18 protein-coding genes are annotated in these 15,114 nt (G+C 73.7%); 15 read left to right on the top strand and 3 right to left on the bottom strand.

The window, feature by feature from the left end:
• Positions 1 to 165: 165 nt before the first annotated feature.
• From I3F54_RS03760 to I3F54_RS03745, 4 genes are all read left to right on the top strand, one after another.
• On the top strand, positions 166 to 1,254 hold the full coding sequence (locus I3F54_RS03760; RefSeq protein WP_240117118.1) for an ABC transporter permease: 1,089 nt from the start codon (positions 166 to 168) through the stop codon (positions 1,252 to 1,254).
• Positions 1,251 to 1,934: an ABC transporter ATP-binding protein gene (locus tag I3F54_RS03755; protein WP_240117117.1), complete on the top strand. Its 684-nt coding sequence runs from the start codon at positions 1,251 to 1,253 to the stop codon at positions 1,932 to 1,934. The genes I3F54_RS03760 and I3F54_RS03755 overlap by 4 nt, the downstream gene beginning before the upstream one ends.
• 379 nt (positions 1,935 to 2,313) lie before the next feature.
• Positions 2,314 to 2,538, top strand: a complete 225-nt coding sequence (locus I3F54_RS32325) for a DUF2180 family protein (RefSeq protein ID WP_240117116.1) — start codon at positions 2,314 to 2,316, stop codon at positions 2,536 to 2,538.
• A gap of 89 nt (positions 2,539 to 2,627) precedes the next feature.
• Positions 2,628 to 3,767 carry a site-2 protease family protein gene (locus I3F54_RS03745; protein WP_240117115.1) on the top strand — a complete coding sequence of 380 codons (1,140 nt, stop codon included), beginning with the start codon at positions 2,628 to 2,630 and terminating at the stop codon, positions 3,765 to 3,767.
• Between the two features lie 15 nt (positions 3,768 to 3,782).
• On the opposite strand, the gene I3F54_RS03740 is transcribed toward I3F54_RS03745, so the two are convergent.
• Complete coding sequence (locus I3F54_RS03740; RefSeq protein WP_240117114.1) at positions 3,783 to 4,631, bottom strand: inositol monophosphatase; 849 nt, start codon at positions 4,629 to 4,631, stop codon at positions 3,783 to 3,785.
• Positions 4,632 to 4,735: 104 nt separating this feature from the next.
• Between I3F54_RS03740 and I3F54_RS03735 the strand changes: the two genes are divergently transcribed.
• Together I3F54_RS03735 and I3F54_RS03730 are read left to right on the top strand one after the other, a co-directional pair.
• Complete coding sequence (locus I3F54_RS03735; RefSeq protein ID WP_240117113.1) at positions 4,736 to 5,725, top strand: AsnC family transcriptional regulator; 990 nt, start codon at positions 4,736 to 4,738, stop codon at positions 5,723 to 5,725.
• A gap of 210 nt (positions 5,726 to 5,935) precedes the next feature.
• On the top strand, positions 5,936 to 6,337 hold the full coding sequence (locus I3F54_RS03730) for an SseB family protein (RefSeq protein ID WP_240117112.1): 402 nt from the start codon (positions 5,936 to 5,938) through the stop codon (positions 6,335 to 6,337).
• Positions 6,338 to 6,393: 56 nt separating this feature from the next.
• Here the strand turns inward: I3F54_RS03730 and I3F54_RS03725 are convergent, their stop codons facing one another.
• Complete coding sequence (locus I3F54_RS03725; protein ID WP_240117111.1) at positions 6,394 to 6,795, bottom strand: MarR family winged helix-turn-helix transcriptional regulator; 402 nt, start codon at positions 6,793 to 6,795, stop codon at positions 6,394 to 6,396.
• Positions 6,796 to 6,888: 93 nt separating this feature from the next.
• Positions 6,889 to 7,023, bottom strand: coding sequence for a hypothetical protein (locus I3F54_RS32000; protein WP_275675665.1), 135 nt, complete (start codon positions 7,021 to 7,023; stop codon positions 6,889 to 6,891).
• 454 nt (positions 7,024 to 7,477) lie between these two features.
• On the opposite strand from I3F54_RS32000, the gene I3F54_RS03720 reads away from it, so the two are divergent.
• The 9 genes from I3F54_RS03720 to aspA all read left to right on the top strand — a co-directional run bounded on the left by I3F54_RS03720 (position 7,478) and on the right by aspA (position 15,097).
• Positions 7,478 to 7,765, top strand: a complete 288-nt coding sequence (locus tag I3F54_RS03720; RefSeq protein WP_240117110.1) for an ArsR family transcriptional regulator — start codon at positions 7,478 to 7,480, stop codon at positions 7,763 to 7,765.
• 417 nt (positions 7,766 to 8,182) lie between these two features.
• The gene (locus tag I3F54_RS03715; RefSeq protein ID WP_240117109.1) at positions 8,183 to 9,148 is read left to right on the top strand and encodes an SMP-30/gluconolactonase/LRE family protein; all 966 of its coding nucleotides are present in this window, start codon (positions 8,183 to 8,185) and stop codon (positions 9,146 to 9,148) included.
• A gap of 86 nt (positions 9,149 to 9,234) precedes the next feature.
• A complete protein-coding gene (locus I3F54_RS03710) occupies positions 9,235 to 9,696 on the top strand; it encodes a CrcB family protein (protein ID WP_240117108.1) in 462 nt (153 codons plus the stop codon).
• On the top strand, positions 9,693 to 10,073 hold the full coding sequence (locus I3F54_RS03705; protein ID WP_240117107.1) for a DUF190 domain-containing protein: 381 nt from the start codon (positions 9,693 to 9,695) through the stop codon (positions 10,071 to 10,073). The genes I3F54_RS03710 and I3F54_RS03705 overlap by 4 nt, the downstream gene beginning before the upstream one ends.
• Positions 10,070 to 10,444, top strand: coding sequence for a fluoride efflux transporter CrcB (crcB, locus tag I3F54_RS03700; protein WP_240117106.1), 375 nt, complete (start codon positions 10,070 to 10,072; stop codon positions 10,442 to 10,444). The genes I3F54_RS03705 and crcB overlap by 4 nt, the downstream gene beginning before the upstream one ends.
• Positions 10,445 to 10,692: 248 nt before the next feature.
• Positions 10,693 to 11,529, top strand: a complete 837-nt coding sequence (locus I3F54_RS03695) for an undecaprenyl-diphosphate phosphatase (RefSeq protein ID WP_240117105.1) — start codon at positions 10,693 to 10,695, stop codon at positions 11,527 to 11,529.
• A 167-nt stretch (positions 11,530 to 11,696) separates the two neighbouring features.
• A complete protein-coding gene (locus I3F54_RS03690; protein ID WP_240117352.1) occupies positions 11,697 to 12,374 on the top strand; it encodes a FadR/GntR family transcriptional regulator in 678 nt (225 codons plus the stop codon).
• Between the two features lie 235 nt (positions 12,375 to 12,609).
• Positions 12,610 to 13,629: an asparaginase gene (locus tag I3F54_RS03685; RefSeq protein ID WP_240117351.1), complete on the top strand. Its 1,020-nt coding sequence runs from the start codon at positions 12,610 to 12,612 to the stop codon at positions 13,627 to 13,629.
• 58 nt (positions 13,630 to 13,687) lie between these two features.
• Positions 13,688 to 15,097: an aspartate ammonia-lyase gene (gene aspA / locus I3F54_RS03680; RefSeq protein ID WP_240117104.1), complete on the top strand. Its 1,410-nt coding sequence runs from the start codon at positions 13,688 to 13,690 to the stop codon at positions 15,095 to 15,097.
• Positions 15,098 to 15,114: the final 17 nt, after the last annotated feature.

Here is a 15,114-nt window from a genome sequence, read left to right as displayed (position 1 = left end):
TTCCAGCCTAAGGAAACGGAGCGCGGGTGGTCCTCCATCGAAAGTTACAACCCCGGTGCCGCCTTTCGATCCGCGAAGTGCCATCCCCGGCCGGATGCCCGCGCGGGGGGTGAGCGGCGACGGTGGAGACACCCACCACCACCGCCGGAAAGGGCAGCCCGAACCGTGTACGTCGCCTGGAGAGACCTGAAGTTCGCCAAGGGGCGGTTCGCCCTGATGGGCACCGTCATCGTGCTGATCACCCTGCTGGTCGCGCTCCTCTCCGGACTCACCGCCGGGCTGGGCCGGCAGAACGTCTCCGCGATCACCGGTCTGCCCGCCGACCGGATCGCCTTCGACGCGCCCGCAGACGGGCAGGATCTGTCGTTTTCCGACTCGACCGTCACCGAGGAACAGTGGCGGCGCTGGTCCACGGAACCCGGCGTCACCCGAGCCGAACCCCTGGGCATCACCACGACGAAGGCCACCGCGGGTGCACGCAGCGCAGGGGTCTCCGTCTTCGGTGTCCGTCCCGGCTCCCCCCTGGCCCCGGACGGCACCGGGATCGACGACCACACCGCGGTGCTGTCCACCACGGCCGCCGACGACCTCGGCGCCGAGCCCGGCGACACCGTCGACCTGGCCGGGCGCCACCTGACGGTGGCCGCAGTCCGGGGCGACGCCTCCTTCAGCCACACACCCGTCGTGTGGACCAGCCTCGGCACCTGGCGGACCACCGCGCCGCCCGCCGGCGCGGGCGACACCCCGACCGCGACCGTGATCGCCCTGACCACCGGCGACGGCGCCGACGTGGCGGCCGCCGACCGGGCCGCCGGGACCCGGACGGTCGCCAAGGACGCGTCGCTGACCGCGATCGGCTCCTACACCTCGGAGAACGGGTCCCTGCAGCTGATGCGCGGCTTCCTGTTCGCCATCTCCGCCCTGGTCGTCGGCGCCTTCTTCACCGTCTGGACGATCCAGCGCAGCGGTGACATCGCCGTCCTCAAGGCCCTCGGCGCCTCCACCGGCGTCCTGCTGAGGGACGCCCTCGGCCAGGCCGTCGTCCTGCTGACCGGCGGCACCCTCCTCGGCAGCGGCATCGCCGCAGGCATCGGTGCCTCGCTCGGCGGCTCGGACGTGCCCTTCGTCCTCACCCCCGGCACCGTCCTCGTCCCCGCCGCCGTGATGATCCTGCTCGGCGCGCTCGGGGCCGCGCTCTCCGTCCGCCGCATCACCTCCGTCGACCCGCTGACCGCCCTGGGAAGTGCACGATGAGCCTGAACCTGACCGACATCACCCTGACCTATCCCGACGGCGACAGCCGCCTGACCGCCCTCGACCATGTCAGCCTGCACGTGCCGAAGGGCAGCCTGACCGCTGTGGTCGGCCCTTCCGGATCCGGCAAGTCCAGCCTGCTCGCCGTCGCCGCCACGCTCGTCACCCCCGACTCCGGCATCGTCACCGTCGACGGGACGACCACCACGGGCATGAGCCGCGGAGAACTCGCCGACCTGCGACGCCGCACGATCGGCATCGTCTTCCAGCAGCCCAACCTGCTGCCCTCCCTCACCTCCGCCGAACAACTCCAGGTCATGGCCCGGATCGACGGCCGGTCCCCGGTCACGGCGCGCCGCCGGGCCATGGAACTCCTCGACGCCGTCGGCCTCGCGGACCAGGCACAGCGACGCCCCCACCAGCTCTCCGGCGGCCAGCGGCAGCGCGTCAACATCGCCCGCGCGCTGATGAACGACCCCACGGTCCTCCTCGTGGACGAACCCACCAGTGCCCTCGACCACGAACGCGGCGCCGCCGTCGTCGGCCTCATCACCCGCCTCACCCGCGAACGGGCCACCGCCACCGTCCTGGTGACCCACGACCGCACGCACCTCACCGCCGCCGACCGGATCGCCGAGGTCGACGACGGACGCCTCAGCCTCCCGGCACCGGCCGCCTGACCCGCGCAACGGGCCCGCCGGGGCGGGGCGTGAGCGCTCCGCCCCGGCCGTTCCGACACCCCGTGGCCCGCCCATGCCCGGGGCGCCGACGGACGTGACCGCCTCGTTCCGGTCGGTGCCGGTCATCACGGGGGCCCAACAGCCCGTCGCCGCCACGTCGGTCAGGGCGCCGGGGACCGTCATGAAGGCGATCACGGTGCCGGGGCCGCCGGGCGACCAGCGCGTTCCCGCGCAGCCAGGGTGGCGGCCGGTCGTCCCCCCGGAAAGAGCCGACCGGCCCCGTCCCCGCGGCCGCGCCCCGGCCCACCATGGAGGGGACAGCGAAGGACGGGTGGGAAAACGGGTGGGAACGGGCGCCGGGCCGGCTGGGAGGTGGGTCGTGAACTGCTATGACTGCGCGCTGGAGAACAAGGTGGTGCCCGCGATCGCGGTGTGCGCGCACTGCGGCTGCGGACTCTGCATGGAGCACGCCTGTGTCATCGGCCAGGCCGTGCAGCGGCCGGCGGGCATGGGACCGAGTTCCAGCCGGACGCTCGCGCGCCGCGTGATCTGTTCGGTGTGCCACGAGGCCGAGGTGTTCGGCCCTGTTCAGCACGTCGCCTGAGACGGCGCCGCCCGGCAACGAGGACGAGGTGCCCCGCCCGAGCCACCGACAGGGCTGCGGCCCGGGCGGGGACGGAGAGCGAGCGTGCGGTGAAGGAGACGCTGCCCCTGGGACGGATCGCGGGAATCCGCGTCGGTCTGCACTGGAGCGTGCTGGTCATCATCGGCCTGGTGGCCGGAACGCTCGCCGTCGGCCGCTTTCCGGACGTGTATCCCGGCCACCCCGCCTGGGTCTACTGGATCCTCGCCCTTCTCGCTGCGGTCGTGTTCCTCGGCTCGCTTCTGGCCCACGAACTCGCCCACGCCGTCGTCGCGCGGCGCAACGGCGTCGCAGTCGACGACATCACCCTCTGGATGCTCGGCGGCATCGCCCGTCTGCGCAGCGAGGCCCGGACGCCCGGCGCGGAGCTGAGGATCGCCGCCGTCGGGCCGCTGACCAGCGCGGTGATCGGCGGACTGTGTGCCGCGCTGGCCCTGTGGCTCGATGCCCTGCACGCCTCCGGGCTGGTCGTGGAGGCCGTGGCGTGGCTGGCCGCCATCAACATCGTGCTGGCCGTCTTCAACGCTCTGCCCGCCGCCCCGCTCGACGGTGGGCGGTTGCTGCGGGCGTGGCTGTGGCGTCGTACCGGCGACCGCCTGCGCGCCACCCGCGGAGCCGCGACAGCGGGCCGGACCCTGGGCTGGTTCATGATCGTGACCGGTTTCGCGGCGGTGCTCCTCGCCGGTGACCTGTCCGGGCTCTGGGCCGCTCTGATCGGCTGGTTCCTCACCGCCACGGCGACCGCCGAGGAGCGCCAGGCACAGCTGCGCGGCGTGCTCGCCGATCTGCCGGTCAGCCGTGTGATGACCCGCGACCCGGTCACCGTCCCGGCCACCGCGACCCTCGCGGCGTTCCTGGCGGAGGGCCCTTTCGGCCACTACCGGCACTCCGCCTTCCCGGTCGTCGCCCCGGACGGCACGGTGGCCGGGCTGATCACGGTCCCGCTCGTCAACCGCACGCCCGTCGAGGCCCGGTCCACCACCACGGTCGGCGCCGTGATGCGCCCGCTGGCGGACGTGACCACGAGCGCACCGGACGACCCGGTCGTGGACCTGCTGCCGCGGCTCGAGTCGAGCCGGGAGCGCCGGGCTCTGGTGCTGGACGGCGGTCGCCTCGTCGGTATCGTCACCCTCGCCGACATCTCCCGGGCGCTGTCCTGGCTGACCGCGGCCACGCGCCCCCGTGCCTGACATGGTGGGAGCGGCTCAAGCCCGTATCGCCTCGTCCGCCACGTGCGGATGCGGCCTCCGGGACGAAGCCGCGCCGGTCCCGGCGAGGACGTCGAGCAGCCGTCCGTGAAGCCCCGCCCCCGCTGCCACGAAGCTGTCGGTGCCCGGCCCCCAGGGGCGGCCGTCCGCGTCGGTGACCGTGGCTCCCGCCTCGCGGGCGATCAGGGCGCCGGCCAGCAGGTTGGTGTCGTCGCGCCCGAACTCCCAGAAGGCGTCCAGGCGTCCCGCGGCGGTGTCGGCGATCTGCCAGGAGGTGGGGCCGAGGTTGCGGACGGCCGCCACGTGCGGCAACACCGCGGTCAGCGATCGCCCCGCCCGCCGCACGGCCGCGGGTTGCCGTGCGGGGAACGGGGGCTGACTGGTGGCCACCACGGCCGCGGCGGGGTCCGTCTTGACCGACGGTGCGACCGGTCTGCCGTCGCGGCAGGCGCCGAGACCGCGGGCGGCGGCGTAGGTCTCGCCGAGCAGCGGCGCGTGCAGCACGGCCGCCACCGGCTCGCCGTCGCGCACCAGGGCCAGGCTCACGCAGAACTGGGGGAGTCCCTGCATGAACTGCACCGCCCCGTCGACGACGTCCACGATCCACAGCTCGCCCTCGGCCGGCAGCGCCGCCAGGCTGTCGAGTTCGTCGGCCCAGCCCACCCCCGGTCGCAACCGGTGGAGGTGCCGGCGCAGCAGTGCGGCGGGCTCCGCCTCCATGGCCTCGAAGGCCGCGGCGAACTCGGCGAAGGTGCCGGCGCGCGCCGGCCGGGGGGCCGCCTCGAGCAGCGCGCCGGTTTCCCGTGCGGCGGCTGCCATACCGGTGAGGAGCTCGTCGAGGGACATCAGGTACTCCCGCTTTCCGTGTGGTCGATCGGACGACCCGATCCTCCAGGCCCCTGACGGCTCGCGGACTCTGGCGGCCCGGTGGGTGAGCGATACTGTTCACCATGGCGATGCAGACGGCGGATCCCGTACTCGACCTCCGGGATCAGCGGCTGATCGCGGCCCTTCAGTGCGACGGGCGGCTGAGCGCCGAACGGGCCGGCCACGTACTCGGACTCGGCCCGCGCACGGTGCACCGGCGCTGGCAGGCACTGATGGCCGAGGGCGCCTGCCGCGTGATCCTGCGCCCCTCGTGGCCCGCGGCCGTCGGGGCGCTGCTGCTGCGCATCCGCGTTCTCGGCACACAGCGGGACGCGCTCGCCGCGGCTCTGGCGGCGCGCGAGGACATCCCGTTCATCGACCTGTCGGCGTCCGGCGACGAGATCCTCGCCGTCTCCCTCACCCGGCCCGGGAGCCGGGACCACCTGGTGTTCCGGGAACTGCCCGCCACCCGGGCCGTCACGTCCGTCGGCGCGGACACGGTCCTGCACGTCTTCGCCGAGGCCGCCGACTGGCGGCACGACGTCCTGAGCGCCGACGAGCGTGCCGCGCTGTCCTCCACCCCCGGCCCCGAGGACACGCCCGGGCCCGGGGAGGCGGAGCCGGATCCGACCGACCGCGCCGTCCTGGCGGCCCTGGAGGACGATGCCCGGGCGTCCGCCGCCGCCGTGGCGGCACGGACCGGCCGTCCGGAGTCCACCGTGCGCCGGCGACTCGCCCGCCTCGCCGCGGCCGGGCGGCTGCGCACCCAGGCCGTGGCCGATCCGCGACGCCTCGGACTTCCCGTCGACGCCAACGTCATGCTCCGTGTCGCCCCCGACCGCCTGGACGCCGCCGGACGGGCGCTGGCAGCCCATCCGGCCGTGCACGGCGCGTTCGCGACCACCGGAACCGCCAATCTCCAGGCCGCGGTCTGGATGCGCGACCTGGAGCACCTCTACCGCTTCGTCAGCCAGGACCTCGCCGGGCTCGGTGTGGAGGCGGTCGAGACGGTCCTCATCGGCCACGCCTACCACCGCCCCGGCAGGGGCCCCCGCCACCGCCGCCCGGGCTGAAGGCCAGCGGCGGCGACTGCCGCCCCGGGGGCCCGTGACCCGCACCGTCCGGGCCACCGCCTCGGTTTCGGACCGGCGGAATCCACCGGAGGGAGGGATTCCACCGGTGCAGGAATGCACCCGCCCGGGATGGGGTACGCGAGGCCCGATCGCGCCCGTGAGCTGCACGGCTCGTAGGCGACACCGCCCCCGTGAACGAGGGAAGCCGTCATGGACACTTCCGCGAACGACAACCACGCCAGCCCGGCGCAGCGCGCGCTGGATGCCCTGGCCCGCGACACCGAGGACGCGGCGGCGCTGGAGACGCTCGCCGGCTGCGACGTACTGGTGCCCGTGCCCGACGACGCCACCGACGCGGACGCCGTGGATCCCTCCACGGTCGCCCTGCCGGTGCTGGAACGGCCGGGCGGCGAGCCCGTGGTCCCGGTCTTCACCTCGGAACTGGAGATGGCCGGGCTACTGCCGTACATCTCGCGCTACCGCCTGGTGCCCCTGGGTGCCCTGGCCGCGCAGTGGCCGGCGGACGATGTCTCCCTGACCATCGACGCCGGCTCCTCGCATCCGCTGACCCTCACCTCCGAGGGGGTGCGCACCCTGCTGGCCCGGCCGTAGGACGCGTCGGCTCCCGGCCGCCGGCCCCGTCGGCCGGGAGCCCCGTCGCAGGGCGCCTACCGGTCCTCGTACCGTTCGCCGAGCGTGCGCTGCAGCACTTCCCGCTGCAGCGGCAGCACCTCGTCGTGCAGCCGGCGGCCCTTGCCGGTGAGGGCCACCCACACACCGCGCCGGTCCTCCGCGCACACCGAGCGCTGCACCAGACCGTCCTTCTCCAGGCGGCCGATGAGGCGGGACAGCGCGCTCTGGCTGAGGTGCACCCGCCCGACGAGGTTCTGCACCCGGCACAGGCCACCCTCATCGGGGGCCGAGGCGAGGATGTCGAGCACCTCGAAGTCGCTCGCTCCCAGGCCGTGCGGGTGCAGGACGCGGTCGATCTCGCACATGGTGCGCGCATGCACGGCCAGGATGCCCCGCCAGCGCTCCTCGAGCCGGGTCCCGGCCGTCGTCAGTGCCATGTCTGCACGGTAACACCGGACCGGTCACCCGTTGAGCGTGCAACCAGTGGGCGCTTCTCCGGCCCCGACCGGCCGCGGGCTCCCCGCCCCGCCTCACTCGTCGTACAGAACCTCGGAGACCGTGAGCCGGGCCGCCCGCCGGGCGGGGATCGCCGCGCCCACGACCGCGATCGGGACACCCGACAGCGCCGGCAGCGCCACGACGGGCACATCCCGGACGTCCGTCATCAGCCACGGGAGGGCACCGACTGGATCTCGCGGTCGCCGTGCGTCGGCAGCCGGGCCCCGCCAGGCACCGCAGGAAGGCGAACCCGGCGCCCCGCTCGGCGGATCGACGCCGTGACGGCTCCGGCGACGGCCCTGCGGCAACGACTCGACCCAGCCGAAGCCTCCTCCGGTAACGGGCGGCAGTACCGGCACCCGTGCGGCTCCCACGGCACGGCACCGCCGCCCACGGCAGGGTCCGGCCACCGACGCCCGGTCACGCCGGCCCGTCACGCCACGGGCCCGGCCGTGGGCGGCGGGCCCGTCCTTCCGGCGGCTCACTCGAATGCGCTTACCCTGTACGGCCGTTCGGTACCGGACAAAGGGCCGGAAGCCCCGGACAGGGCGGCCCGTCATGCGGAACATTGGGGAGACGTGGTTTGAGGCAGCCCCGACGGAAGGGACGGAGGGGAGCGCGATGCTGGGGACTCCCGTCAGTGACCGGCGCCTGGACATCCTGGAGCGGCTCAAGGATCCGTGCGCACACTTCCCGCCGCAGCGGTGCGGCGACCTGGCCGAGGACGGTGTCACCGCGCACGCGGTCGCCGTCGCGCTGGGCGTCCCCCACCGCGTCGCGGAGACCGATCTCACGCTGCTGGCGCGTATCGGGCTGCTGCGCACGCGGTACGTCCGGCGCCGCATGCTGTACCGCCGGGACGAGATGCGGATCGCCGAGGTGGCGAGAATGTTCGAAAAGGGCTGGTGAGCCATGGCGGCGACCGCGGGGGCCGCCGCCGTGGCCACGGCACGCCCGCGCCGCAGACGGCGGCGACGGCTCCGGGCCCCACGCGCCACCGGTGAGCGCGGGCCCTCTCCGGGCCGCCTCACCACGCGCCCCGGCCGCAGGAGGAACCGCCGCCATCGCCGTGACGGACGACCTTCCCGGGCGGCCTCCCTGGTCCCACCACACCGAGCAGGGCCCGCGGGGCGTCGCCCCGCGTCGCCCCGCGTCCTCCCGCGCCCGTCGCGCCCAGGCCGCCGCCGCGCGCGGACGGTGGACCCGGCCCGTATCCCGGCTCCGTCAAGCCCCGCGTCCCCCCCCCCAAGGGCCGCCTCCGTTCCCCCCGCTCCACCTCCGCTCGGCCCTGAGGTGGCTGGCACATCCGGCGAAGGGCAGACACCCATGGACCGAACCGGCGAACTCGTCCCGCTCCGCTACCTCCGCCTCCCCGGCCGTGGCCCCGAGGACGTCGTCGCCGACGGGCAGGGAAGAATCCTCACCGGACTGGAGAACGGGCGCATCGTGCGCGTCCTCGGCCTCGCGGAGCCAGGAGCGCCGGTGCGCACCGAGGTGCTCGCCGATACCGGGGGACGGCCCCTCGGGCTCGAACTCCCCCCGGACGGCGACCTGCTGGTGTGCGACGCCGAACGGGGGCTGCTGCGCGTCTCCCTCGGCGACGGCACCGTGCGCGTCCTCGCGGACACGGTGGAGGGCCAACGGATCAGGTTCGCCAGCAATGTCGTCGCCCTGCCCGACGGCAGCGTCTGCTTCACCGTCTCCAGCCGCCGCTACCCCCTGGACCAGTGGATCGGCGACATCGTCGAACACACCGGCACCGGACGGCTGCTGCGCCTTCGGCCCGACCGGCAGGAACCCGAAGTGCTGCTGGACGGGCTTCAGTTCGCCAACGGGTGCGCACCGGCCGCCGACGGTTCCTTCCTGGTCGTCGCGGAGACCGGCGCGTACCGGCTCACCCGCTACTGGCTCACCGGCCCCCGGGCCGGGCACGCCGAGCCCTTCGCCGAGAACCTGCCCGGCATGCCGGACAACATCTGGCGCGCCGGACCCGACGGCCCGATCTGGGTCGCGCTGGCGGGACCGCGCGTACCCCCGCTTGACCTCCTGCACCGCGCCGGCCCGGCCGTTCGCCGCACCGCCGCCCGCGCGGCCGTGCGCGCACCCTTCCGCCCCACGGGCGGGGCGGCCGTCCTCGCCGTCGGCGACGACGGACGCATCCTGCACCACCTGGCCCGCCGCCGCTCCGGCTTCCGCATGGTCACCAGCGTCTGCGCGGTGGGGGAGCGGCTCGTCCTGGGCAGCCTGTGGGAGCCGGGCGTGGCCGTGTGCGCGGCTCCGGACGCGAAGTGACCGCGCCCGGAGCCCCGGGATAGGGTGAAGACCGGCCATGATCACCCCCCGGTGCGGTCGAGGGGTCCAACAGGAGACGTACGACGATGACAGCCCCGGGAGCCCAGAGCCTCCGAGTCCGGCCGCGCGCGCCGTGGCGATCCGCGTGGCGGGCGCAGCTTCCCGTCCTCGCGGCGGTGGCGCTCGGCGGCGGTGCCGGTGCCGCCGCCCGGTACGGCGTCTCGCTCTGGGGGGCCGCTGCGGCCGGTGGATTTCCCTGGCAGACCTTCTGGACCAACGTCGCCGGCTGTGCGGTGATAGGCGTGTTCATGGTCCTCATCACCGAGGCACTCGCCGCCCACCGGCTGGTGCGGCCCTTCTTCGGCACCGGCGTCCTCGGCGGTTTCACCACCTTCTCCACCTACGCCGTCGACATCCAGAAACTGGTCGACACCGGCCATGCGCGCACCGCGCTGGCCTACCTCGCGGCGACCCCGCTCGCGGCGCTGGCCGCGGTCTGGGCCGCCGCCGCGGCGACCCGGCGCGTCCTGACCTGGAGGCAGCGATGACGAGGCTGACCGGCCGCGCTCTGCGCGTGACCGTCTTCATCGGCGAGAACGACACCTGGCACCACAAACCGCTCTACAGCGAGATCGTCCACCGCGCCCACGCCGCCGGCCTCGCCGGGGCCAGCGTCTTCCGCGGCATCGAGGGCTTCGGCGCCACGTCGCTGATCCACACCCAGCGCCTGCTGTCGCTGAGCGAGGACCTTCCGGTGGCGATCGTCATCGTCGACACCGAGGAGCGCGTCCGGGCCTTCCTGCCGCAGCTCGACGAACTCGTGGCGGAGGGGCTTGTGATGCTCGACGACTGCGAGGTCATCCGGTACGTCGGCCGCCGACCCGGCCCCGGCGCGATGGACGCGAAGGGTAAGAACTCGTCGTGAACTGGCTGCTGGTCGTCGTCGGCGGCATGGCCGGCGCCCCGCTGCGCTACCTCACCGACCGCGCGGTGCAGTCCCGACACGACTCGGTCTTCCCCTGGGGCACCTTCGCCGTCAACGTCACCGGCTGCCTCCTGCTCGGTCTGGTGACCGGCGCCGCGGTGGCGGGCGCCACCGGCTCCCATCTGCGGCTGCTGCTCGGCACGGGGTTGTGCGGTGCGCTGTCGACGTACTCGACCTTCTCCTACGAAACGCTGCGGCTGACCGAGACCGGGGCCCGCTTCTACGCGGTCCTGAACGTCGCGGCGAGCATCGCGGCCGGGCTGGGAGCGGCCTTCCTGGGGGTGACCCTCGCCCGCGCGCTGTGGGCCTAGGGGTCGTGCGCAAGTCCCCGCGCGCCTCGGGGCGCCGGGCACACTCGTTCACCGCGTGGTGTCCGGCGTGCTCGCGCCCCCGCCACCGCCGCCCGGGCTGAAGGCCAGCGGCGGCGACTGCCGCCCCGGGGGCCGCCCGCCGGGCCAAGGGGGTACCGCCCGCGACCTGCCCGGGGCGCGGCCTCTTGCGCCCGTGTAGTAAGACTGTCCCCGCCGCACCCGCCCCACGCTGAGAAGAACTGGATCCCATGAGCGCCATCAACGTCGGTCAGGCCGTCGTCCTCGGAGTCGTCGAGGGGGTGACCGAATTCCTGCCCGTCTCCTCCACCGGCCATCTCAAGATCGCCGAGGGGCTCATGGACATTCCCGTGGACGACACCGCCGTCGTCGGATTCTCGGCCGTCATCCAGGTCGGGGCGATCGCCGCCGTGCTCCTGTACTTCTTCAAGGACATCGTGCGGATCGTCTCCGCCTGGTTCCGCGGGCTGCGGGACAAGGAGGAGCGCTACCACCACGACTACAAGTTCGCCTGGTGGGTGATCTACGCCACCATCCCGATCGTCGTCGTGGGCCTGGCCGCGAAGCCGCTCATCGAGGGCCCGCTCGCCTCGCTGTGGGTGGTGGCGGGCTCGCTGATCCTCGGATCCGGTGTGATGTGGGCGGCCGACCAGATGGGCCGCCACAAGCGCGGCGAGGACGACACCTCCCTGAAGGACGCGATGCTGGTCGGCAGCTCGCAGATCCTCGCGCTGCTCTTCCCCGGCTTCTCCCGCTCCGGCGCCACCATGTCCACCGCCCTGATGCTCGACCTGGACCGCGTCGCCGCCACCCGCCTGTCCTTCTTCCTCGGCATCCCGGCGCTGACCGGCGCGGGACTGTACGAGCTGAAGGACGCCCTCGGCGCCGGTGTGGGCGCCGCCCCGCTGGCCGTGGGCACCGTGGTCTCCTTCGTCGTGGCCTACGCGTCCATCGCCTGGCTGCTGAAGTTCGTCGCCAAGCACTCCTTCAACGCCTTCGTGCTGTACCGCATCGTCATCGGCCTGGCGCTGTTCGGCCTGCTCGGTGCGGGCGTGCTGAACGGCTGAGCCGCGATCGCGCCCTCGGGGGCGGTGAACCTGTTCCGCCGGGTCCACCGCCCCCGGATTCCTGTTCGCATCCGCCTTGACACCGGGGTCCGGCCACCCGGAGTATCTCTCCCGTGAACCTGTCAGACAGCCAGACAGCCGGTCAGGGGCCCCGGCGCGTCAGCGCCATGGAGGCCGTACTGGCGCACCTGCGCCACGCCATCGAGCACGGCGAGTACGCGATCGGCGACAAGCTCCCCTCCGAGGCCGAGCTGTGCCGCAGCCTGGAGGTCTCCCGGCCGGTGCTGCGCGAGGCACTGCGCGCCCTGCAGACCATGGGCCTGACGGTCTCCAGGACCGGCAAGGGCACCTTCGTGGTCGCCCATGCGGTGGAGGACCCCACCTTCGGCGACTACGCGGCCAGCGATCTGCTGGAGGTCCGCCGCCACATCGAGATCCCGGTCGCGGGCTACGCCGCGGTGCGGCGCACCCGGGAGGACCTCGACCACATCGAACATCTGCTGGACCGCATGGAGCGCGAGTCCGACACCACCGCCTGGGTGGCCATGGACACCCTCTTCCACCTCGCGATCGCCGAGGCCTCCCAGAACCCCGTCTTCCGCCGGGTGATCGAGGAGATCCGGGACGCCCTGGCACGCCAGTCCGCCTTCCTCAACGAGGTCGGCGGCCGGCGCGACCGGGGCCACCGCGAACACGTGGCGATCTACGAGGCACTGCTGGACGGCAGCGCGGACGACGCGGTGGAGGCCATGCGGTTCCACCTCGACGGGGTCGAGAACACCCTCACGACGATCGTGCGTTCCGCACAACAGGACGCCACGGCGGACGGCGGCCCCCGGGCATGAACGGGCAGTTCCGGCGGCCGGGTGCCCCCTGCACCGCGGCGGTGACGCCGGCCCTCCCCGCAGCCCTCCGGGCACCGGTGCCCGCCGGACCCCCCACCGTGCGGAGCCCGCCGCCGCACACGGGTGCCGCGGTCGCCGGCCGGACCGGCCTCCGACGCATCGCCCGCACCTCATCCAGAGCCGCCGCGCGCACCCCGCGCCCGGCCACGACAACCCACCGGTGGTCCAGGCAGTGATGTACAGCAGCTTCCCCGCGGACGCCCCCCTCGTCCGTGAACCCCTCCACGCCCCCGTAGCCCACCTCGTCCGCGGCGGGGTGATCGAGGGCGTCCACTACGGCTCGGTCGTCGTCCTCGGCGCCGGCGGTGATGTCGAACTCCAGCTCGGCGACATCGAGGCCGCCTTCTACCCGCGCTCGGCGCTCAAGCCCGTCCAGGCCGTCGCCATGGTCCGTGCCGGCCTGCCGCTGGAGGGCGACCTGCTCTCGCTCGCCGCGGCCAGCCACTCCGGCGAGGAGCGCCACCTCGCGGGGACCCGGCGGATCCTGGAACTGGCCCGCGTCACCGAGGCCGACCTGCGCAACATCCCCGACCTGCCGTTCGACCCGGTGGTACGGGACACGTGGATCCGCGAGGGGCGTGTGCCCGGCCGGCTCGCGCAGAACTGCTCCGGCAAGCACGCCGCGATGCTGTACACCTGCCGGCTCAACGGCTGGTCACTGCACGACTACCTCGATCCCGGCCATCCGCTGCAGAAGGCCATCGCGGAGGTCGTCGTGGAGCTCACCGGCCGGCACATCGCCCAGGTCACCGTCGACGGCTGCGGAGCGCCCCTGTTCGCCGTCTCCCTGCACGGCCTGGCACGCGCCGCGGCCCGCATCACCACGGCCCCGCCCCGCACGCCCGAGGCGAAGGTGGCCGACGCCATGCGCGAGCACGCGGAGATGGCCTCCGGTTCCGGCCGTGACGTGGCCGCGCTGATGCGGGCCGTGCCCGGGCTGCTCGCCAAGGACGGCTTCGAGGGTGTGCAGGTCGCCGCGCTTCCCGACGGCCGCGCCGTCGCCGTCAAGATCGCCGACGGCGCCGACCGCGCCCGCATACCCGTGGCCGCGGCGGCCGTCGCCCGGGCCGGCGTCGACCCCGGGCTGCTCACCGGGTTCGCGGGCGAGCCGCTGCTCGGCGGTGGCGTGCCGGTCGGCCGTGTCCACCCGGTGCGCGCCCTGGACCCGTTCGCCGCACCGGCCGGGGCCGCCTGACCACCACACCGCCGGCCCGCTCGTACCCCCGCACCCCGGAAAGAGGACCCACACCGTCATGACCGCCGTCACCCGCAGCGAACACGATCTCCTCGGCGAGCGAGACGTCCCCGCCGGCGCGTACTGGGGCATCCACACGCTGCGTGCCACGGAGAACTTCCCGATCACCGGCACCCCCATATCCGCCCACCCCCACCTGATCGACGCCCTCGCCGCCGTGAAGGAGGCCGCCGCTCTCGCCAACGAGGAACTCGGCCTGCTGGAGCCGGAGAAGGCCGCCGCGATCGTCGCCGCCTGCCGTGAGATCCGCGCGGGCGCCCTGCACGACCAGTTCGTCGTCGACGTCGTGCAGGGCGGCGCCGGTACCTCGACGAACATGAACGCCAACGAGGTGGTCGCCAACCGCGCGCTGGAACTGCTCGGCTTCGCCAAGGGCCAGTACGTCCACCTGCACCCCAACGAGGACGTCAACCGCGGCCAGTCGACCAACGACGTCTACCCGACCGCTGTCAAGATCGCGACGGTGTTCGCGGTCCGGGGACTGCTCAGGGCGATGTCCGTGCTGCAGGACGCCTTCGCCCGCAAGTCGGTCGAGTTCCGCGACGTGCTGAAGATGGGCCGCACCCAGTTGCAGGACGCGGTGCCGATGACCCTCGGCCAGGAGTTCTCCGCGTTCGCCGTCATGATCGAGGAGGACCGCAGCCGTCTCGCCGAGGCCGTCGAGCTGATCCACGAGATCAACCTCGGCGCCACGGCCATCGGCACCGGCCTCAACGCACCCGCCGGATACGCCGAGGCCGCCCGCCGCCATCTCGCCGACATCACCGGCCTCCCGCTGGTCACCGCCGCGAACCTGGTCGAGGCCACCCAGGACTGCGGAGCCTTCGTCCAGATGTCCGGCGTGCTCAAGCGGATCGCGGTCAAGCTCTCCAAGAGCTGCAACGACCTGCGCCTGCTGTCCTCCGGCCCCCGCGCGGGCCTCGGCGAGATCAACCTGCCGCCTGTGCAGGCCGGTTCGTCCATCATGCCCGGCAAGGTCAACCCGGTGATCCCCGAGGTCGTCAACCAGGTCGCCTTCCAGGTGATCGGCAACGACGTCACCATCACCATGGCCGCCGAGGCCGGGCAGCTCCAGCTCAACGCCTTCGAGCCGGTCATCCTCCACTCCCTGTCCGAGTCCCTCGGCCATCTGCGCGCCGCCTGCCTCACCCTGGCCGAGCGCTGCGTGTCCGGCATCACCGCCAACACCGAGGTGCTGCGGGCGAGCGTGGAGAACTCCATCGGCCTGGTCACCGCGCTCAACCCGCACATCGGGTACACGGCCGCCACCGCGATCGCCAAGGAGGCTCTCGGCACCGGCCGCGGTGTCGCCGAACTCGTCCTGGAGAAGGGCCTGCTGCCGGCCGACCGACTCGCCGCGCTGCTCCGTCCCGAGGTCGTCGCCGGCAGCGGCGCACCACTTGCCTGACCTGCGACAGCGCTCCA

Source organism: Streptomyces sp. MUM 2J (assembly GCF_022414535.1).
In the GTDB taxonomy this organism is placed as follows: domain Bacteria; phylum Actinomycetota; class Actinomycetes; order Streptomycetales; family Streptomycetaceae; genus Streptomyces.
This window is presented reverse-complemented; position numbering and strand designations above follow the sequence as displayed.